Source organism: Streptomyces sp. NPDC006372 (assembly GCF_040612515.1).
Lineage (GTDB): Bacteria > Actinomycetota > Actinomycetes > Streptomycetales > Streptomycetaceae > Streptomyces.
In genome coordinates, this window is record NZ_JBEXQJ010000018.1 from 68,560 (window position 1) to 87,093 (window position 18,534).

The window sequence follows — 18,534 nt, forward strand, 5'->3', positions numbered from 1 at the left end:
CTGCAACAGCTTACGTTTATCAATAAGGGTGTGAGGTCCATGACGGTCCGACGGATACGGACGGCCGCCGCCACGGCGGCGATACTCACGGCTGTCGCCGCCTGCTCGGCCCCTGGCAGCAGCACAGACAGCGGCGGCGCAGCCGACTCCGTCGTGATCGGGGTGGCCTCCGAGCCGGACACGCTCAGCCCACTGCTCGGTTACGGCAAGGACGGCAACTCGAAGATTTTCGACGGCCTGCTCGCCCGCGACGCCGGCTTGCGACTGAGACCGGCACTGGCGAAGGCCCTGCCCGAGGTCGCCGCAGACGGCCTCACCTACACCTACACCCTGCGCGACGGCGTGAAGTTCAGCGACGGCGAGCCGCTGACCTCCGCCGACGTCGTCTTCACGTACGACACGATCCTCGACGCGAAGACCAACAACACCAACCGCAGCGAACTGGACTCCATCAAGGACGTGCGGGCCGACGGCGACGACAAGGTGGTCTTCACTCTCAAGTACCCGTACGCGCCCTTCGCCGGTCGCACGGTGCTGCCCATCGTCCCCGAGCATGTCGCGGGCAAGCAGGACCCCAACACCGGCACCTTCAACACCAAGCCGATCGGCACCGGCCCTTACCTGCTCGCCTCCTGGAGCAAGGGGGAGAAGCTCACCTTCAAGGCCAACCCCGGCTACTGGGGCGGTGCGCCGAAGGTGAAGAAGGTGACCATGGCGATCATCGAGGACGACGACGTGCGGGCCACCCGGCTGCGTTCCGGCGACCTCGACGGCGCGATCCTGCCGCCCAACCTCGCCGCCACCTTCAAAAGCGACCAGGCGAAGAAGACGTACGACGCGAAGACGTACGACTTCCGCGCGGTCACCCTCCCCCAGGAGAACAAGGTCACCGGCGACCGCGCCATCCGCCAGGCCCTGGACGCCGCCGTGAACCGGCAGGCCATGGTCGACAAGATCCTCGACGGCGCCGGGCGTCCGGCCTACGGGCCGCTGCCGGTCGACGCCCCCTGGTTCGCCAAGGGCATCGAGCGAGGGCAGGACCTCACCAAGGCCAGGCGCGTCCTGGACCAGGCGAGCTGGAAGAGCGGCGAGGGCGGTATCCGCGCCAAGGACGGGCAGCGGGCCTCGTTCACCCTCCTCTATCCCTCCGGCGACAAGGTCCGCCAGGACCACGCCCTCGCCTACGCCTCCGACGCCAAAAGGGCCGGCATCGAGGTAAAGGTGGAGAGCGCCACCTGGGAGGTCATCGAGCCGCGCATGAAGAACGACGCGGTCCTGGCCGGCTTCGGCAGCAGCGGCGACCCCGACTACGGCCTCTACACGCTGCTGCACTCCTCCCTTGCCGGCAACGGCTTCAACAACATGGCCCGCTACGAGGACCCAGCCGTGGACGAGGCTCTCGACACCGGCCGCCGCAGCTCGGACACGGCGATCCGCAAGGCCTCCTACGACAGCCTCCAACGCGAACTGGTGAAGAACCCCGGCTACACCTTCCTCACCCACATCGACCACGTCTATGTCCTCGTCGACCGCTGGACCGGTCTGGCCACGCAGGTCGAACCGCACGAGCACGGCTTTGCCTCGGGCCCGTGGTGGAACCTCGAAGCCTGGCAGCCGAAGAAGTGAGGCACTCCCTGCCCTGGGGAGCGATGGCACGACTGGCGGGGCGACGGCTGCTGTTCGCCGCCCCCGTCCTCCTCGTCGTCACCTTCGGCGTCTTCGCGATCGCCGCCGCCTCCCCCTTCGACCCCGTCAAGGCGTACGCCGGCACAGCAGCCCTCGGCGCCGACGCCGAGACGCTGGAGCGGCTACGGGAGAACCTGGGCGTGGACCAGGCGTTCACCTCTCGCTGGTGGAACTGGCTGACCGCAGCCGTCACGGGCGATCTCGGGCAGTCCAGCGTGATGCGGCAGCCGGTCGCCCAGGTCATCGGTGAACGCCTCGTCTGGTCCACGCTGTTGTGCGCGGTGGCTTTCGTGGTGGCCGTGCTGTCGGGGACGGTTCTGGGTGTGCTGGCGGCCCGGCGGCCGGGATCGGTGTTCGATCGAGCTGTGACGTCGCTGGCCTACTCGCTGGAGGCGGCGCCCGTCTTCTGGCTCGCCCTGCTGGCCGTCTGGCTGTTTGCCCTCCAGCTCGGCGTGCTCCCGGCCGGCGGTCTGACGGACACTGCCATCGAGCAGGTCACGCCTGGGCAGGTGACGAGCCACCTCGTGCTGCCGGCCGGGGTGCTCGCCGTCTCCCAGCTGCCCTGGTTCACCCTGTACGTCCGCCAGGGTGTCGGCGACGCGCTCGCCGAGGACCCGGTACGCGGCGCCCGCGCGCGAGGCTTGAGTGAGCGCACCGTCGTGCTCGGCCATGCCCTGCGCTCCGGTCTGCTGCCGGTGCTCACCCTGGTCGGCTCGAGAGTGCCCGAACTCATCACCGGCGCGCTGCTGGTGGAGAGCGTCTTCAGCTGGCCCGGTATCGCGGCGGCCACCGTGGAGGCGGCCACCGCCGTCGACTTCCCGCTCCTCGCCGCCCTGACGGCTTTGGCCACCGCCGCAGTGCTGGTCGGCAATCTCCTCGCCGACCTGCTCTACGGCCTGTTCGATCCGAGGGTGAAGTTCAGTGACATGTGAAGCCACCGGTGACGTGACGGGTGAGTCGACGGCCGAGCCCGTCTGGCGGTCGTACGGCACGAGACACCGCCCCACCAGGGCCGTGCGTGTCCGCGTCTCGGTGGCCCTGGTCACCGCCACCGTCCTGGCCGTACTCCTCGTGCCACCGCTGGTGCAGCTCGACCAGCAGGCCGTCGACCTGTCCTCGAGGCTGCTCCCACCGAGTTGGTCGCATCCCTTCGGCACCGACGACCTCGGCCGGGACCTGCTCCTGCGCTGCGTCTACGGCCTGCGGGTGTCCCTGCTGGTCGGGGTGGTGGCGGCTCTCACGGCGACGGTGATCGGCACTGCTGTCGGAGCGACCGCCGGGGCGCTGGGCGGCTGGGCCGACCGCGGTCTCATGCGGGCCGTCGACACGATCTCGTCCGTGCCGCACCTGCTGCTGGGCATCTTCATCGTGGCCATGTTCCGGCCCGGGGTATGGCCGGTGATCGTGTCCGTCGCACTCACCCACTGGCTGTCCACCGCCCGGATCGTGCGCGCCGAGGTGCTGTCCCTGCGCTCGCGCCCCTACATCGACGCCGCCGTCTCCGGTGGCGCGTCCCGGTGGCGGGTGACGGTACGGCATCTGCTGCCCGCCGTAGCGCCGCAGGCCGCGCTGGCCGCTGTTCTGATGGTGCCGCACGCCATGTGGCACGAGTCGGCGCTGTCCTTCCTCGGCCTGGGCCTGCCCACCCACATGGCCAGCCTCGGCAACCTCATCCAGGGCGCGCGGAGTTCGCTGCTCGCCGGTCAGTGGTGGCCGACCCTCTTCCCGGGCCTGTTCATCATCGTGCCCACGCTCGCCATCGCCGGCCTCGCGGGAGCCTGGCGGGAGCGGATCAACCCCCGCCGCCGATCGGAGCTGATGCTGTGACCGACCGAACGCCGGTCCTCTCCGTACGCGGGCTGTCCGTGCGCTTCCTCATGCCGGGTGGGCGGCGGATCGCCGCCGTCACCGACGCGCAGTTCGACGTGGCGGCCGGCGAGTGTCTCGCCCTGATCGGTGAGAGCGGCTGCGGCAAGTCGGTTCTCGCCTCCGCCCTGCTCGGTCTGTTGCCCGCCAACGCGCAGGCCGCGGGCGAGGCCCGGCTCGGCGACCTGAACGTGATCGCCGCCGGTGAACGGACGCTGGCGCGGACGGTTCGGGGCCGCCTGATCGGGCTCGTCCCGCAGAGTCCCGCCGCGCACCTCACGCCCGTGCGCACGGTCCGTTCCCAGCTGGAAGAGACGCTCGGCGCGCTGACGGATGCACGAGGGCGTACTGCCCTGCGTTCGGCAGCCGAGGCGGCCGCCGAACGTGCTGCCTTCCCCACCGGCCACCTCGACCGTCACCCGCACGAACTCTCCGGCGGCCTGGCCCAGCGCGCTGCCACTGCCCTCGCCCTCGTCGGAGACGCGCCCCTGCTCCTGGCCGACGAGCCCACCACCGGCCTCGACCGCGACCTGGTCGACCACACCGTCGATGAACTGCGCCGCCATGTCGATAGCGGCCATCGGGCCTTGCTCGTGATCACCCACGACCTGGTCGCTGCCGAGCGCATCGCCGACCGTGTGGCCGTGATGTACGCGGGCCGGATCGTCGAGCTCACCGACGCGGAAACGTTCTTCGGCAGTCCGGGCCCCCGCCACCCCTACAGCCGCGGCCTCCTGCGTGCCCTCCCCGACCGCGCCTTCACCCCGATTCCCGGTATGCCGCCCGAGCTCGGCGACCTCCCCGAGGGCTGCGCCTTCGCCTCACGCTGCGAGCGGGCCACCCACGCCTGCACCGCCCTCCCCTCCATGACCGGCGGCGTCGCCTGCCACCACCCGCACATGACGGAGGACTTCCGTGCTTGAACTGCAGGAGATCACCGCCGGATACGACAGGAACGCCCCCGTCGTCCGCAATGCCACCCTGACCATCGCCCCTGGCGGGTCCGTCGGTCTCCTGGGTCCCAGCGGTTGCGGCAAGTCCACCCTCGCCCGGGTCGCGGCTCTGTTGCACCGCCCCGAGGCCGGCACTGTGACGCTCGACGGCGAACCCGTACGCCGCTGGCGCCACCGCGCCCCACGGGCCCAGCGCGTAGCCATCGGCGTCGTCTTCCAGCAGCCCCGTCTCTCCGCCGACCCGCGCCTGCGGCTCACCGATTTGATCGCCGAGCCCCTGCGCGCCACCGGCCGCCGCGACGAAGTACCGCACTGTACAGCCGAGTTGGCCTCAGCCGTCGGCCTCACCCCCGACCTGCTGGGCCGCCGCCCCCACGAGGTCAGCGACGGCCAGCTCCAGCGCGCCTGCCTCGCCCGCGCGCTCGTTCTGCGTCCGCGCTGGCTGATCTGCGACGAGATGACAGCGATGCTCGACGCCTCGACCACCGCCGCCCTGGTGGCAGCCGTCGAGGAGTACCGCACCGCCACCGGCGCCGGACTGCTCGCCGTCGGCCACGACCAGGTGCTCCTGGACCGCTGGTGCGACCGCGTCCTCCACTGGGAGGAGGTCGTCGCTCCGGACATGGGAAAGCTCCCGCAGGTATCGGGCCTGCGGGAGCCGTCCGCTGTACCGCCTGCTACGTGAAGGGTGAGAAGACGATCACGAACAGGGCGTCCGAGTGCCGCTGCTACGGCGTCACGGGGCGAGCAGCAGGCTGTCGCCGCGCTCCTTGGCGGCGGCGTAGCGCTTGGCCACGTCCTGCCAGTTGACGACCTTCCACATGGCCTCGATGAAGTCGACCTTCTGGTTCTTGTACTGCAGGTAGAAGGCGTGCTCCCAGGCGTCGAAGACCAGGATCGGGGTCGAGCCCTGGCCGACGTTGCCCTGGTGGTCGTAGACCTGCTCGACGATCAGCCGGCCGCTCAGCGGCTCGTAGGCCAGGACGCCCCAGCCGGACCCCTGCGTGGTGGCCGATGCCTTGGACAGCTGCGCCTTGAAGTTGGCGAAGGAACCGAAGGATTCGGCGATGGCGTCCGCGAGTTCGCCCACGCCGTCCTTCTCCAGCGGCTCGCCGCCACCGTCGCCGGTCATGTTGTGCCAGTAGATCGAGTGCAGGATGTGCCCGGAGAGGTGGAAGGCCAGGTTCTTCTCCAGGCCGTTGATCGAGCCCCAGGTCTCCTTGTCCCGCGCCTCGGCGAGCTGCTCCAGCGTGTCGTTCGCGCCCTTGACGTAGGCCGCGTGGTGCTTGTCGTGGTGGAGCTCGATGATCTCGGGGCTGATCACCGGAGCGAGAGACGAGTAGTCGTACGGGAGCTCCGGGAGCGAGTAAACCGCCATGTCCAACATCCTCCGCCATAATTGCCACTCATGTGCAACTGCACGCTAACAGCAGGAGAGGCGCGATGCCGATCAGGCATTGGTCCTAGGTCCGCGGACCGTGTCACAGGGAGCAAGGAGCCGGCTTCTGCCTCCGTCAGAGAGGAAGCGCGGTGAGTGGGGCCGGGCACCGCGAACTGCTGCGAGGACAGGGGCTGCGCTGTACGCCCGCCCGGCTGCGGGTACTGGCTCTGCTGTCCGTCTCGGCGCGGCATCTCTCCGTCTCGGAGGCTTGCACGCGCCTGGGGCAGGCCGGGAAGAGCCTCCACACCACGACCGTCTACCGAACGCTGGAGACCCTCACGGCCGTCGGTCTGGCCCACGCCGTGCCGGGCCCGGGGCCCATGCGCTACGGCATCAACGGAGAGCCTCACCACCACACCGTCTGTCAGGGCTGCGGGTATGTCGCAGCCCTGGCGGCCGGGCATCTGTCGGAAGCGGTGGATCGAATCCGGGAACTGACCGGGCTGCGGCCGGACGCCCGCGGGTCACTGGGCTCTACGGCCGGTGCGGCGACTGCGCGCCTGAGGGTGCGGGACGCCGTCCGGGGACGGTACGCCGGGGCCGGGGACGGCACTTCGGGGGCAGGGGCCTGCTCTTCCGCACGTGGCTACCATCCCCGCGCATGTTATTGCACACTGATTGCAATAACACAGCGAAGAGGTCGACCGGCCGAAAGGCGCCGCCGAAGACCTCCCGCGCATCGGCCGGCTCCCGCAACCAGCGCGGCGCTGGCGAGAGGGAGTTGCGGCAGCGGAGCAAGGCGAGCTGTACCAGCGGCAACCGAACACGGTGTACCCGGCCGGTCCAAGACGAGCCGTGAGGAACTCGCCGACGTTCTCGCCCATGCCGGGCGCCGCCGCAAGAAGAGCACCACCTGCCCCCGCAATCCTGACCGGCCGGGCGCCTCACCGGAAGAGGCCGGCGTTCTCCGCAGCCCACTGCCGGAACGTTCTGGCCGGGGAGCCGGTGACCTGCGAAACGGTGTCGCGCACCATCAGCAGTTCGTCGTTGACGTCTCCGCCCGTGACGTCGAGCACCGCGTCCGCGGCCTCGTCCCCGAAGACCGCGGCCATCTGGGCGTGAGCCTCCTGTCGGCTGATCTCGACGAAGGGAACGGCCCGCCCGATTGCTGCCGCTATGGCTTCGACCTGCTGCCGGGCGGTCACCGGTTCCGGACCGGTCAGCGCATACGTCCGCCCCCTGTGGCCGGGCTCGGTCAGTGCGACCCGCGCCACGGATGCGATGTCCGCGGGGTGGATGGTGGGCAGCGCGGTGTCCGCATACGGAGCGTGCACCGTTTCATGGTCACGGATCGCCGCCGCCCACATCAGAGCATTCGAGGCGAACTGTGTCGGCCGCAGGATCGTCCAGGCCAAACCGCTGCTCTTGAGCAGCAGTTCGACCGCGAGGTTCTCGGCGGCGGGTCCCAGATACGGATGGGTCTGAACGGTAACGGACGAGACCAGCACCACATGCTCCACCCCCGCCAGCCGGGCGGCCTCGATGATCTCGGCGTCCGGACCCAGACGCGGCACGAGGAACAGCGAGCGCACCCCATCCAGAGCGGGCTTCAATGATTCCGGCTCCGCGAACTCACCCTCGACAGCCTCCACGCCTGCGGGGAACGTGGCCCGTGAGGCGTCACGGGTGAGCCCTCTCAACGGCCCCACACCACATGCGTGCAGCTCCCTCAGCAGCGCACTTCCTATGTTTCCGGTGGCACCGGTCACGAGGATCACGGGCGCGTTCTCCTGTCGTCAGATGATCAACCTGAGGGAGACGTTAAAAGCTCAATCGCACTTCAGGTCAAGGAGAACCCTCTCCCTCCCTGATGCTTGACGCACGCGAACACCTCGGCGCTTCGCGCCGGGGACTGCTCTCCACGGTCCACCACTGCCCTTGCACCCGCTGACCGTGAACACTGCCTGACAGGGCAAGTCACGTTGTGGCTGCTGTCGCGCCGCAGGCAGGCGCATGACCCAGCAATGGATCAGGACGTGTCTGGAGTCAACGGGAGCGTGGCGCTGGATGTCCGTCCGGTGATGCCGGCGAACGAGGGCATCCCGAGGTCAGTGAACTGCCGTGTGCGGTCCTGTTCGTCGAGTTGGGCGAGTTTGTTGTGCGCTCCGGCGAGGCCGACTTCGAGTCCCTCCAGTTCGCCGAGCCAGCCCTCGCGTCCGGCTTCCAGCACCAGGGGCGGGCGCTGGGACGGGTCCGGGCGGAGCATGGTGCAGCGGACGCAGGCGTGCGCGTGAATGCAGGAGGTGCCGCGCGCGAGCGCAGATGCCGATGGAGAGATTGCGGCGTTCGAAGTGACCTAGGAACGCGTCCCATTCCTCCGCTGTCGGGGTGCGGTACTCCTCGCTGGGGCGCAGGCCCGGCGGCGGGCGATGAAAGCGTGGTGGGCTTCGATGGCTTGGGCCGGGTAGAGCGCGTTGTAGCCCCTGGTGGTGTTGATGTCGGCGTGACCGGCGATGGCCTGGGCAATGTGCGGGGCAGGCCGCTGCCTGGCGCTCGGTGAGCCGCCGTCCTGCTGCTCGAACCGGAGCGGGCGTCCGGGCCGGTCAGTTCAGCAAGCCAGCCGTGAACGTCTCGCGGCGGTCCGCCAGCCAGGTCTGCATGCGGTCCCAGCGTTCCCATCCGCCACGCTCGGCCAGCGCCCGGAGATAGACGGGGTCCCCGGCCGTCACGCGGGCCGCTACGAAGGACCGGCAGACCTCCGTGGCCTGCTCGATGACGCCGGGCAACTCGGCGCGATCCCGCAGCGAGAGGCCGTAGCCATCGGCAAGGATCCGCAGGCGTGCGGCCGCGTCCAGCCCGGAGGGGAAGAAGGCGGCCGCGGATCCGGGGTCGACCATGGGCACCCAGTAGCGGGCGGTCATGGCCACGTCCCAGAGGGGGCGGCCCGGGGCTGCCAGGTCGAAATCGATCAGGGCAGCGGCACGGCCGTCGCGGAAGACGACGTTCTCCGGGCACACGTCGTTGTGGCACAGCATCGTTCCCCCTTCCGGGTCGGCCAGGTCCCCGGACCACCCAGCACGGGTGTCGACCTCGACGGCCACGCTGGCCTCATGCAGGCGCCGCAGCAGGCTCCCCACCGATTCAAGGGCAGCCTTTGTCATTGCCCAGTCCGGGAACGGCGGCAGAGCCACGTCGCCCGGGATATAGGTCAGCTGCTCACGGCCATCCGCGGTGAGACCGACAGGGGCCGGCGCCGCATCGAAGCCGTGCTCCTTCAGCGCAAGGAGATAAGCATGCAGGGCAGGTGCGTTGCGCGGCGCCGGGCGTTCAACCAACGCACCCCGGCGGAAGACCGCCCCCGCGTTCGCCATCCCGCCGACCAGCGCCTCGTCTTCAGCCGTCATGATGATCACGCTATCGCCAGATGGCCCCCTCGCGGACCGAGCCGGTCGGCTGGGGTTCCCGCAACGCTGGATCGAGGGAGCCCCAGCGAGGGCCAGGGCCACCGGCGGAGGCGGCCAGGACTGCCCTCAGCGGCTACTGCCGAGTGTGCTCAGCTACGGGAGCCTCGGTGGATGCAGAGATCCACTCGCAGGACGCAGGGATTCTCCTGGTGAAGCGGTCCTGCACACCGGGCGCTACCGGGCCAGGCTTGGCCGGGCTGTCTGTCGGTGCTGTCCTGACCCGTCGGCGTGGGAGGTTGTCAGTCGACGGAGTCCATGAAGTTCAGCATCCTGCGGTTGATCTCCCCCGCGTGGTCGATCTGCGGCCCGTGGCCTGTGTCGGAGACGATCTCGGCTCGGGCGCCGGGGATCAGACGGGGCACACGCTCCACCTGCCGCTGAGGGTGTACGAGGAGGCTTCGCTTGCCGAACACCAGATAGAGCGGAGTCTGGATGGTGGACAGCTCCTCCTCGGACAGGGGAAGCGGCGACGGGCGGCGTATGCGGTAGGCGCGAACAGTCGTTCGGATCATCGCGCGCAGTTCCGGGACGACGAGGACCGGCTGTTCGAGCCAGGCCGCCAGTCGCGGGCGGAGCGCCTTGGGCGCGAAGGTCGCGAAGAGGCTGGCGAAGATCCAGACGAAGAAGCGCAGTCCCACCTTTTCCAGGCCGCCGGGGTCGAGCAAGGTGGCCGAGGCGAGGCGTCCGGGCCTGAGGTGTGCCTGGTTCAGGACGAGCCATCCGCCGTAGGAGGAGCCGACGAGGTGGACGCGGTCGAGGCCGAGTCCGGCGAGCGTCTCGTCCAGCCACTGTGCGGCGCGTTCAGGTTGGTGGATGGGTTCGCGCTGCGTGCTGCGGCCGGGGTCGCCCGGTGTGTCGATCGCGTAGACCGGGCGGTCTGCGCTGAGGGCAGGGGTGTTCGGGTACCACATGGCGGAGCAGGAGCCCGCCCCGTGTATCAGGACGACGGGGGTGCGGGATCGGGCGGACCCGTTCGCGGGGCCGTAACGGTAGACGTGCGTGGTGCCGAAGGACGTGTCCACGTCCTCTTCCGCGAGTGCGGGCGCTCCCAGTGCGTAGACCGCATCGCAGGCCGTGAAGTGGCGCTCCCGCCAGGCATCGCTCACGTAGCGGCCGACATCGGCCTGGGGTCGGGCAGCGGTCTCGGGCATGGCCACCTCCGGCGTCTCGGTTTCGTGGTACGAACGTACCACGGAGTTGGTACAGCTGTATCATCAAAGGCCTCCATGGAAGCCACAGCGGGAACGACGAGCGGAGAACCGGCCGATGCCCAAACGCGTGGACCACGCAGAACGGCGCACCGAGATCGCCGAGGCCCTCGTCCGGGTCGCTGGCCGACGCGGGCTGCATGCCGTCGGGATGCGCGATGTGGCAGCGGAGGCGGGCGTATCGCTGCGGCTGGTGCAGTACTACTTCCAGACCAAGGAAAAGTTGCTGTTCTTCGGGCTGGAGCTTCTTGCGGAGCGATTCGGGGAGCGGGTCTCCGCCCGTGTACGGGCCGCCGGAGACAGTCCAGGTCCGCGCGCGATGGTCGAGGCGTTGCTGATGGCGGCGCTGCCGACAGACGACGAGAGCCGCACCTTCCACCACCTCTACACGTCATACGCGGTTCTGGCCGTGAACGACGCGGCGCTCGCAGCCCAGCCCTTCATCAGGAACCCTGATGCCGCCGAAGATGCCCTGACCGAACTCCTCCGGCAGGCGCAAGAAGCGGCACTGCTCGAGCCCGGTGTGGACGCGCGGTTGGAGGCAGCCGGCCTGCTCGCCATGTCTGCGGGACTCGGCACCGGCATCCTCGTCGGCCAGCGCAGCCCCGAGTCCGCGACGACAATTCTGAACTACCACCTGAACCGGATCTTCCGCACTGGTGATGCGGTCTTGACATGAGGGACCGGAGCCCAGGATCCGTGGAGCTGCAGACCGCCCGGCTGTTGCTGAGACGTCCAACGGCAGCCGATGTCGACGTGATCTTCGCCGTCCACCGCGATCCTGAGACCTGTGCCCACAACCCGTCCGATGCGCTCGCCCGGTTCGAGGAAGCGGAGACGCTCTACCAGCGTTGGGACGACCAGTGGCAGCAGTACGGATACGGGTACTGGGTTGTCCGGCACCACGGCTCGGCTCAGCAGCTCGGGTTCTGCGGAATCAAGCCAGCGGAACTCCACGGGGTCCCGGTCCTGAATCTCTTCTACCGTTTCGCCACCTCAGCCTGGGGCCAAGGCTTCGCCGGTGAAGCCGCAGCCACGGTTGCCACTTGGGCATCCCATCACCTGCCCGACCTCCCGCTGATCGCCCGCGTTCGGCCAGCCAACCTTGCTTCTCAGCGCGTGGCGATACGCGCCGGGCTCAACCGAGCACAGCATCTCGACACCGAGGGATACGACGGCTTCGACTGGATCTACATGGCCCGACACGCCAACAGGGCCCTAAACGGACGCGATCACACACCAGGACCCGAGATGGAAACGAAGCTCCCCCGCCAGTCCTCCTGGGAGTGACCGGGGGCCTGTAGGCGATGCGGCGGCTGACCAGGCCGGAGCCCGGTGATGGCCACCCGGCGCTCGCACCTCCACGATTCCATGCCCGCCTGGTCCCGGAGCGGCCGATCGATGTGCACCGACGGGCAAGGGAGCGTGCGCTCGGACGCAACCGGCCGGCAACTGGCGGCCGTAGCGTCCTCATGTTCCTTCCCAGCGTCCGGACACTCGCTGATGCGAGGTGTCCCGAGGTGAACCTGTGATCAGAAAATTATGCGCCGCGCTCCTGGCCCTGGCGATGTCCATGGGCCTCGTGACGAGCCTCAGCTCGACGGCTTCGGCGGCCAACTACCAGGTCGTCGACTACAACATCTCCAACATCACCGCCGGAGGGATGGACCACGCCCTCGCCTACTACCACGTCATCGACGCGATCCACCGGCTCAGCTACGGAGAGCCCACGGAAGAGCGCTCCATCGCACAAACCACGCAGGAACAGGGCCGAATCATCCAGGTCCGGATCCGCGACACCGGCGGCAACGACTTGGTCTCCATTTACATCTGGGCCAACACCCTCTATGTGGCAGGCTTTTACGCCGCCCGCGGAGGTGGGCACTACGTCTTCAACGACGGCCGGGAAGCCGAGTTCGAGCAGACCCTGGGCATCGCCAGAAACAGTGCTGAACGCCTCGGACGAACCGGCAACTACACCGGCCTGCCGACCGGGAACAACCGGGAAAGCCTGACCATCAACCCGCAGGCCATCTACGGCGCCGCGTCCACCCTCGGGTATTCGCGCGGATACAACGACAACGTGGGCCGCGCTCTCGTCGTCATGATCCAGACGTTTTCAGAAGCGGCCCGCTTCGGGCGCGTCATGGAGAACGTCTACTACAACATCTACCACCCCGGAAACACTGAGCAGATGGGCGCCCTCGCCGGTCTGCAGAACCAGTGGCGGAGCATCTCCCAGTTCGCCCGCGACCTGCGCAGCGGCTACACACCGTCAATCACCGTCCTCGGCACCATCGTGCGGTCCTTCGAGCAGCTGCGACAGCGTCTGTCCTTCGTCGAGCTGCTCGGGTCGGTCGCCCTTCTGTGACGCCCCCCCCGACCAGTGCGGACCGTCCCTGCGCACCCCCGCTGGGCGAGGCGGGGCCGGGCAATTGCCAGCGTCTGCGGGAACGTTGCCGTCGGGACGGTCAGCGGGTCGTGAAATGTGGGCGCGATCCTCGGTTTCCGAAACCGGGGATCGCGCGGAAGGCAGTCAGTCCTTCCACCACCACGCCCTGACCGCCCGACCGTAGTCACGATCCGTAAGCATGATCGGCCAGCGGCAAGACGCGACGGCGCGCTGGACGGAGAGCACCATCGATCCCATGCCCCGACGACGCCTCCTCTCGCCGGCGGATGAACGCCGCTGGTCCACGGAGAGGTGTCTCCTGCACACTCCCTCGCGCATCGCTGCCGGCAGCTTCGCGTGGGGGTGGGCGGGGAATGTCAAGGTCCGGTCGTCGAACAGCAGACCCGCGGGCAGTGCACGATCGGTCACCGCCCTCTGCAGATCGAGCCCATGCGGCAGCAGAGCGGGGTCGTGGCGGAGCCGGAGTGGACGGTCGAGGCGTCAACGAGGCGGCTGGCCGACGGCATCGGGCTGTCAGTCGCCACGGCGAAGACCACGGTGGGTGGCCTCCTCTGCCAGGAATACCGCAGTCCGAAGACAGCGTCGTATACGGTCCACCGGGCCTGACGAACATCGAAAGGAGGCAGAACGCGGTTCGCGGCGATCCTCACGACGCCGCCGGATGGCTCGGATGGCTCACCCACCGGGCCGCTCGTTCTTCCTTCACCTTTTGCGCCGTCAACTGCTTCTGAGCTCGCCGTCCCGTCGTCCGAGGAGGACGATGGAAGCAGAGGCACCCGGCGCCGCGGGCCCGCCGCGAGCCCGCGCGGCCGGTGCGAGGAGGTCGTCGTCATGGCCCGTATCGCTTCCGCCATCAGATCTCGGATGCCCGACACCGTCCGGCTCGCCGGAACACACACGGGAAACCACCCATGGAAAATCCAGCTGGTCGAACATCCCGGGCGCAAGGAGTCGACGTTCTTCCGGGCCGCGAAGACAACGGTGAAGAAGATCCTCGACGAAACGAGCGACGAGGACCTGCCCTACGGCCCCCGGCCCACCGGATCCGAGCACTGGGAGATGCACCACGGCGGCAGCCTGTGGGTGAAGGGGCGCGGCGGCTGGCGCATGTACCGCGCCAAGGCAGGCATCGAGTGGAGCATGCAGTTCTGCGCGGACCCTGAGAAGGTCGACCGGCTGCGCCTCCTCGCTGCCGAACTCGTGGAAGCCTTTCCTCTCACCCTGCCCGCCCTGGAGGCATTGGGATACGAAGAGGCTCGCGAGCTGCTGCACAGGCCGATCACGGACGCCGACGGAGTCGAGGCGTGGACCGACTCCCTCTTCAACTCGTGCGTGCCCCTGAACCGCGGGGACCACCAAGGAATCTTGCCCCGGACCCCCGGCGAACACCACTACCCCTGGCCGGTCAAGGGCGCGGACTACTTCCGCTACTCCGACTTCAAGCTGTGGGTGACCCTGCCCGACGGCACCCATGGCGCCGTGGCCCCGGTGGGCAGGCGGGGTTCGGGCGACGGCCGTGTCCGCCTGTTGCACGCCCCGGAGGACAGCAAGGCGGCAGGCACCCTGGCTCAGGCGCAGGAGCTGCGCGAGATGGCCGTGCTGCCGTCCGACAGCCCTGTCGCACTGGAGGCGTTCGAGATGCAGATCGCCGAGGCGGACGGGACACAGCACAACGGAAGATCACGGCGCGGCAGACGACGGCACGAATAGACAGGGCGCGACTGGCACGCACGATTGAAACGCCCCGAATGCTTCCAGTGGGCCTACGTTCCCTGACTCCCCCGGCGGGATGACCGCTCCAACCGCTCCCTGAACCGGGAGTAGTTGGAGATCACCCACACCGGGCCGCCGCAGTATCATCTGAGGCCGTTGTCATGCATCCGTCGACTGAACGGATGGACGCCCGCACGTGTCGGCGAGCGGCGGCTGGGGTCCGCGGGGGTGCGGGCCGGATGGGGGAAAAGGACGATGACGTATCGGCGTGTGCTCGCGCCCGCGGTCTTCGGGGCACTCTTGCTGGCGGGGCTGCTGTGGTGGGCGGGGGCCAGTGCCCACGCACTCAGCCTGCCCGGCGCCACACGATTCTTCGGCCCCGATCAGGCGAACCGCCTGGCCGCGTGGACGATGCCCTGGTCGACCGACTCCCCGTCATCAGCCCAGTTCAACGATCCCGCAGGCGCACCCGGCCATGGGGCGGACTACGCGGCCCTGAGGGAGGCCGCCATACGGGTGCGCTACGCCGCGCTCGTCTTGCTCTTTGCGTGCGGTGCGGCGCCACTGCTGCGCCGACTGTCGGGCCGCGGCGCCGGGCGCGCGGCCGTCGCCGTGGCGGCCCTGTGGGGCTGGGGGATCGTTGCGGCCATGCTTGCCGTCACGGTGTCCGCGCCCTGGATGGTCGCTTCCGGCGGCTCCGCCGCGTTCCGGCTGCTGCCCGGCCTTGCGAGTGCCATGTCCCAGGGCCGCGAACTGCCGGTGGGTGCTGCCCTGGTCGCCGCCGCGGGCGCCGTCGGCCTCATGACCCTGCTGCGGCCCGAGGTGACACCCCCACCTGGCCGGTCTGTGCCGACCGCGGCCACCGCGCGGCTCGCCGCGACCCTGGGCACCGCCGTGGTCGCCATCGCCCTCGCCGTCCTGTCCAACGACCGGGTGGCCGGGCGGATGCAGACCGGGTTCACGGGCAACGGGCAGCTGTCCGAGCCCGGTGATCTGCTGCGGCAGTGGATCCAGCTTGGCGCCTGGACCCTGCCCACCGGCTCCGCTCCCGGGCCCTGGCTCCTGTACCGGCTCGGTGACGTGGCGCTGCTCGCCCTGGTCTGGTGGGGGCTGCGGCTGTTGCCCGTCCTGCTCGACCGTGTCACCTACCCCGCCTACTCGCTCGGCGCCGTCGCCGCCACCACCCTGGGCGTGGTGGTGAGCGGAGTCTGGCACTCGCTCCTCTCCTATCAAGGCAGCACGGGTGGGCCCCTGCTCTACTACGTCTCCGTAGGCTCAGGCGTGTCGGCGGCGCTCGTCTTCGGCACCCTCGCCGGCTGCGCCAGCACGGCGACCGTCCGGATCCGCAGCCGCGCACAGCAGCCCGCCCCGCCCACGCCGCGAACCCAACCGGCCTGACCGCCGGCCGAACAACGGGTGACCCAAGTGCTGGATGCGGCGCTGAGCGACGAGCGGTTCAGCCGGCCGGAGGAGTTCGACCTGGCCACCTACTGGTCCTCCTACCTCGACTATTTCCAGAGACGGCGCTACACCGGCACGGCCACCATCCGCCTGTCGCCACGCCGACGCCTACGCCTGCCCGACAACGTCCCGCCGGAAGTGGTACGGGCCGTCGACTCCACCGCAACCGCTGTCGGCGACGACGGATGGGTCGAGGCGGTCATCCCGACCGAAAGCACCGAGCACGCCTGCGGCGAGCTGCTGCGGCTCGGTACCGACGTCACGGTCGTCGCACCGGCCGAACTGCGCCAGGCTGTGGCTGACACGGTGGGCGAACTCGCCAAAACCTACGGGTCCGACCGATGGGCTGGGACTGGACTGGCCTCGCAGTGACGCGGGCCTGGCTCAGGTGGAGACGGGAGTTCGGGACAGGGCGGTGCGCAGCGCGAAGGCGCCGAGCAGGCCACCTGCCGTGAACCGCTGGGCGGTCATGGCGCGGGGGCGGGCTGCCAGAAAGCCCGACACCCGCGCTGCGCCCAGCATGATCAGAGCGTTCACGGAGATCCCCACGATGATCTGCACAGCACCGAGCTGGAGCAGTTGCCCCCAGGCCGGACCTGCCTGCGGATCCATGAACTGGGGCAGGAGGGCGGCATACATTAGAGCGATCTTGGGGTTGAGCAGGTTGGTCAGCAGCCCCATCGAGAACAGGCGGGCGTCGGAGACCGGAGACAGGTCCTGGGCCGGAGCGAAGGGCGAGCGGCCGCCAGGCTTGAGCATCCCCCAAGCCAGGTAAGCCAGGTAGGCGGCCCCGGCCAGCTTGACCACCATGAACGCCACCGGCACGGCGGCGAACAACGCGGACAGGCCCGCAGCCGCGGCCAGCAGATAGCACACGAACCCCACGGCGGTCCCAGTCAGGCTGACAAGGCCCGCCCTGCGGCCTTGGGTGATCGCGCGGGAGGCGAGGTGGATCATATTCGGTCCCGGAGTCAGGGCCATGCCCAGTTCGACCAGGGCCACTCCCCCCACTGCGGCCAGACTGATCACCGGTCAACTCCTGATCGTTCGCCGGGTTTCTGGTACCCGGAGTGGGGCGGCGCCCGCTGCGCCGGGCGGCTGCGACGCATCGGCGGATGCCTGCATCGCCTGCCTCAGGATACGGCCCTGCCGGTCGGTGTCGCCGTGCGCCCTGACTCCAGCCGGCCGACGACATCAACGACTGCAGCCGCATTGCCCACGGTCGCGTGGGCGATCTCCGCGTGATCGGCCGGACAGATCCTGGGCACCGAGGCCGCCGTGCAAGGCTTCCGCGTGTCGCTATCGCTGCCGATGAGTCCTAATCTGCTCGACCGTCGCGACCTTCAGCACTCCGAGCACACGCAGCACGTCGCCGCGCGGGTTGTTCGACGGCCCGCCGGGTTCTCCTCAACCTTCCCCGCCATCAGCCCCGCTCCCCGCTCTGGCGTTGTCCAGCTGCAGTGCTGTGCGCAGCCAGTTGTCCGCGGAGCCCGGGGTTGGCTGTGGGCGGCCGCCCGGCGGAGTGAGGACAATGCCGGCGAGCTCCCAGTACTGGGACAGGGGCGGCTCGGCCGATAGACGGGCGGCCAGCGAGCGGCGGAACTCGTGGGTGTCGTGGCTGCGGTAGGCACTAGCGTACGCCCCGACGTAGGCGTCCAGCGCCTCACCCGGATGCGGGTCGTGTGCACGGCGAAGGCGGGGGGCCGCGAGTTCGAATGCCTCGAGGAGGCCCGCGTACAGCAGGGCGGCACCGCGGGCTCCCGCTACTCGGTGCACCTCCGGCTGGGGCTGTTGACCGTCTGGGCAGGGAGCCGTCGTCATCGCGTGCAGGCGGGCGAAGGCGAGGGCCTGGGAGGGGTGCGGTTCGTCCGGCGGCTGAGGGACGGCCGCATCCAGGAATGCCGCAGTTGCCCGGGCCGGCATCCGTGGGGGCAGCCAGGCGCGCCAGAACCTGGCCAGGGGTGCGGTGCTCGGCGGCGTGTTCAGCGCGGTGAGCAGTCTCAGCCGACCGGCGCGTTGGGCCGGCGGGCAGTCCCGTACCAGTTGGAGTGCCGCTTCCCGCCAGCGCAGGGCCTTCAGCTCGCTGCCGAGCTCACGCAGGCGGCTGTCGACGGCGCTCTCCAGTACAGAGCCGACTGCGTCTTCGTCCTCGAGGATGCGGCGTATCTCCGGCAGGGACAGGTCAAGGGCGCGCAGGGAGCGGATCAGCTGCAGTCGTTCCAGTGCCGGGAGGCCGTAGCGGCGATGGCCGCCACTGCTGCGGGCGGCTTCGGGGAGCAGGCCTTGGTCGGAGTAGAAACGGACGGTTTTCACGGTGGCGCCGGCGCGCTCGGCGAGCTCACCGATGCTCCACAACAGCTCGTGTGACGTGGACAGTTGAACCTCCCTT

At 69.4% G+C, this 18,534-nt stretch carries 18 protein-coding genes and 2 pseudogenes; 13 read left to right on the forward strand and 7 right to left on the reverse strand.

Annotated elements, in window-relative coordinates; all coding sequences use genetic code 11:
• Window positions 1–39: 39 nt before the first annotated feature.
• Genes ABZ016_RS24835 through ABZ016_RS24855 form a run of 5 tightly spaced genes read left to right on the forward strand, consistent with a single transcriptional unit; the run spans window position 40 to window position 5,190 of the window.
• Window positions 40–1,626, forward strand: a complete 1,587-nt coding sequence (locus tag ABZ016_RS24835; RefSeq protein WP_356918871.1) for an ABC transporter substrate-binding protein — start codon at window positions 40–42, stop codon at window positions 1,624–1,626.
• A 23-nt stretch (window positions 1,627–1,649) separates the two neighbouring features.
• Window positions 1,650–2,618, forward strand: a complete 969-nt coding sequence (locus tag ABZ016_RS24840) for an ABC transporter permease (RefSeq protein WP_356918872.1) — start codon at window positions 1,650–1,652, stop codon at window positions 2,616–2,618.
• Window positions 2,608–3,513: an ABC transporter permease gene (locus ABZ016_RS24845; RefSeq protein ID WP_356918873.1), complete on the forward strand. Its 906-nt coding sequence runs from the start codon at window positions 2,608–2,610 to the stop codon at window positions 3,511–3,513. The genes ABZ016_RS24840 and ABZ016_RS24845 overlap by 11 nt, the downstream gene beginning before the upstream one ends.
• Window positions 3,510–4,475: an ABC transporter ATP-binding protein gene (locus ABZ016_RS24850; RefSeq protein WP_356918874.1), complete on the forward strand. Its 966-nt coding sequence runs from the start codon at window positions 3,510–3,512 to the stop codon at window positions 4,473–4,475. The genes ABZ016_RS24845 and ABZ016_RS24850 overlap by 4 nt, the downstream gene beginning before the upstream one ends.
• On the forward strand, window positions 4,468–5,190 hold the full coding sequence (locus ABZ016_RS24855) for an ATP-binding cassette domain-containing protein (RefSeq protein ID WP_356918875.1): 723 nt from the start codon (window positions 4,468–4,470) through the stop codon (window positions 5,188–5,190). Before ABZ016_RS24850 ends, ABZ016_RS24855 begins: the two co-directional genes overlap by 8 nt.
• A 51-nt stretch (window positions 5,191–5,241) precedes the next feature.
• Here the strand turns inward: ABZ016_RS24855 and ABZ016_RS24860 are convergent, their stop codons facing one another.
• Window positions 5,242–5,883, reverse strand: a complete 642-nt coding sequence (locus tag ABZ016_RS24860; protein WP_356918876.1) for a superoxide dismutase — start codon at window positions 5,881–5,883, stop codon at window positions 5,242–5,244.
• Between the two features lie 152 nt (window positions 5,884–6,035).
• On the opposite strand from ABZ016_RS24860, the pseudogene ABZ016_RS24865 reads away from it, so the two are divergent.
• Window positions 6,036–6,311 (forward strand): annotated as a pseudogene (locus ABZ016_RS24865) (transcriptional repressor); the annotation flags it as partial.
• A 519-nt stretch (window positions 6,312–6,830) separates the two neighbouring features.
• On the opposite strand, the gene ABZ016_RS24870 reads toward ABZ016_RS24865, so the two are convergent.
• From ABZ016_RS24870 to ABZ016_RS24885, 4 genes are all read right to left on the reverse strand, one after another.
• Window positions 6,831–7,664 carry an NAD(P)H-binding protein gene (locus ABZ016_RS24870; protein WP_356918877.1) on the reverse strand — a complete coding sequence of 278 codons (834 nt, stop codon included), beginning with the start codon at window positions 7,662–7,664 and terminating at the stop codon, window positions 6,831–6,833.
• Between the two features lie 251 nt (window positions 7,665–7,915).
• Window positions 7,916–8,152: a hypothetical protein gene (locus tag ABZ016_RS24875; RefSeq protein ID WP_356918878.1), complete on the reverse strand. Its 237-nt coding sequence runs from the start codon at window positions 8,150–8,152 to the stop codon at window positions 7,916–7,918.
• 337 nt (window positions 8,153–8,489) lie between these two features.
• On the reverse strand, window positions 8,490–9,290 hold the full coding sequence (locus ABZ016_RS24880) for an aminoglycoside phosphotransferase family protein (protein WP_356918880.1): 801 nt from the start codon (window positions 9,288–9,290) through the stop codon (window positions 8,490–8,492).
• A 299-nt stretch (window positions 9,291–9,589) separates the two neighbouring features.
• Window positions 9,590–10,501, reverse strand: coding sequence for an alpha/beta fold hydrolase (locus ABZ016_RS24885; protein ID WP_356918881.1), 912 nt, complete (start codon window positions 10,499–10,501; stop codon window positions 9,590–9,592).
• A gap of 115 nt (window positions 10,502–10,616) precedes the next feature.
• On the opposite strand from ABZ016_RS24885, the gene ABZ016_RS24890 reads away from it, so the two are divergent.
• The 7 genes and pseudogenes from ABZ016_RS24890 to ABZ016_RS24920 all read left to right on the forward strand — a co-directional run.
• On the forward strand, window positions 10,617–11,237 hold the full coding sequence (locus ABZ016_RS24890; RefSeq protein ID WP_356918882.1) for a TetR family transcriptional regulator C-terminal domain-containing protein: 621 nt from the start codon (window positions 10,617–10,619) through the stop codon (window positions 11,235–11,237).
• A gap of 20 nt (window positions 11,238–11,257) precedes the next feature.
• A complete protein-coding gene (locus ABZ016_RS24895) occupies window positions 11,258–11,848 on the forward strand; it encodes a GNAT family N-acetyltransferase (protein WP_356918883.1) in 591 nt (196 codons plus the stop codon).
• A gap of 238 nt (window positions 11,849–12,086) precedes the next feature.
• Window positions 12,087–12,929 (forward strand): ribosome-inactivating family protein, encoded by an 843-nt coding sequence (locus ABZ016_RS24900; RefSeq protein WP_356918885.1) that lies wholly within the window; start codon window positions 12,087–12,089, stop codon window positions 12,927–12,929.
• Window positions 12,930–13,400: 471 nt separating this feature from the next.
• Window positions 13,401–13,577, forward strand: coding sequence for a hypothetical protein (locus ABZ016_RS24905; protein ID WP_356918886.1), 177 nt, complete (start codon window positions 13,401–13,403; stop codon window positions 13,575–13,577).
• Between the two features lie 225 nt (window positions 13,578–13,802).
• Entirely contained in the window at window positions 13,803–14,681 is an 879-nt protein-coding gene (locus ABZ016_RS24910) for a DUF6424 family protein (RefSeq protein WP_356918887.1), read from the forward strand.
• A gap of 258 nt (window positions 14,682–14,939) precedes the next feature.
• The gene (locus ABZ016_RS24915) at window positions 14,940–16,082 is read left to right on the forward strand and encodes a hypothetical protein (protein WP_356918888.1); all 1,143 of its coding nucleotides are present in this window, start codon (window positions 14,940–14,942) and stop codon (window positions 16,080–16,082) included.
• 15 nt (window positions 16,083–16,097) lie between these two features.
• A pseudogene (locus ABZ016_RS24920) lies at window positions 16,098–16,517 on the forward strand (WYL domain-containing protein); the annotation flags it as partial.
• Window positions 16,518–16,529: 12 nt separating this feature from the next.
• Here the strand turns inward: ABZ016_RS24920 and ABZ016_RS24925 are convergent.
• Both ABZ016_RS24925 and ABZ016_RS24930 read right to left on the reverse strand, forming a co-directional pair.
• Window positions 16,530–17,174, reverse strand: coding sequence for a LysE family translocator (locus ABZ016_RS24925; protein WP_356918889.1), 645 nt, complete (start codon window positions 17,172–17,174; stop codon window positions 16,530–16,532).
• A 378-nt stretch (window positions 17,175–17,552) separates the two neighbouring features.
• On the reverse strand, window positions 17,553–18,521 hold the full coding sequence (locus ABZ016_RS24930; protein ID WP_356918961.1) for a MerR family transcriptional regulator: 969 nt from the start codon (window positions 18,519–18,521) through the stop codon (window positions 17,553–17,555).
• Between the last annotated feature and the right edge of the window lie 13 nt (window positions 18,522–18,534).

Coding starts and splice junctions, on each gene's coding strand:
- ABZ016_RS24915 (WP_356918888.1), top strand. CDS start 14,940: ATGACGTATCGGCGTGTGCTCGCGCCCGCGGTCTTCGGGGCACTCTTG.
- ABZ016_RS24880 (WP_356918880.1), bottom strand. CDS start 9,290: ATGACGGCTGAAGACGAGGCGCTGGTCGGCGGGATGGCGAACGCGGGG.
- ABZ016_RS24885 (WP_356918881.1), bottom strand. CDS start 10,501: ATGCCCGAGACCGCTGCCCGACCCCAGGCCGATGTCGGCCGCTACGTG.
- ABZ016_RS24840 (WP_356918872.1), top strand. CDS start 1,650: ATGGCACGACTGGCGGGGCGACGGCTGCTGTTCGCCGCCCCCGTCCTC.
- ABZ016_RS24905 (WP_356918886.1), top strand. CDS start 13,401: ATGCGGCAGCAGAGCGGGGTCGTGGCGGAGCCGGAGTGGACGGTCGAG.
- ABZ016_RS24910 (WP_356918887.1), top strand. CDS start 13,803: ATGGCCCGTATCGCTTCCGCCATCAGATCTCGGATGCCCGACACCGTC.
- ABZ016_RS24875 (WP_356918878.1), bottom strand. CDS start 8,152: ATGCTCCGCCCGGACCCGTCCCAGCGCCCGCCCCTGGTGCTGGAAGCC.
- ABZ016_RS24860 (WP_356918876.1), bottom strand. CDS start 5,883: ATGGCGGTTTACTCGCTCCCGGAGCTCCCGTACGACTACTCGTCTCTC.
- ABZ016_RS24890 (WP_356918882.1), top strand. CDS start 10,617: ATGCCCAAACGCGTGGACCACGCAGAACGGCGCACCGAGATCGCCGAG.
- ABZ016_RS24835 (WP_356918871.1), top strand. CDS start 40: ATGACGGTCCGACGGATACGGACGGCCGCCGCCACGGCGGCGATACTC.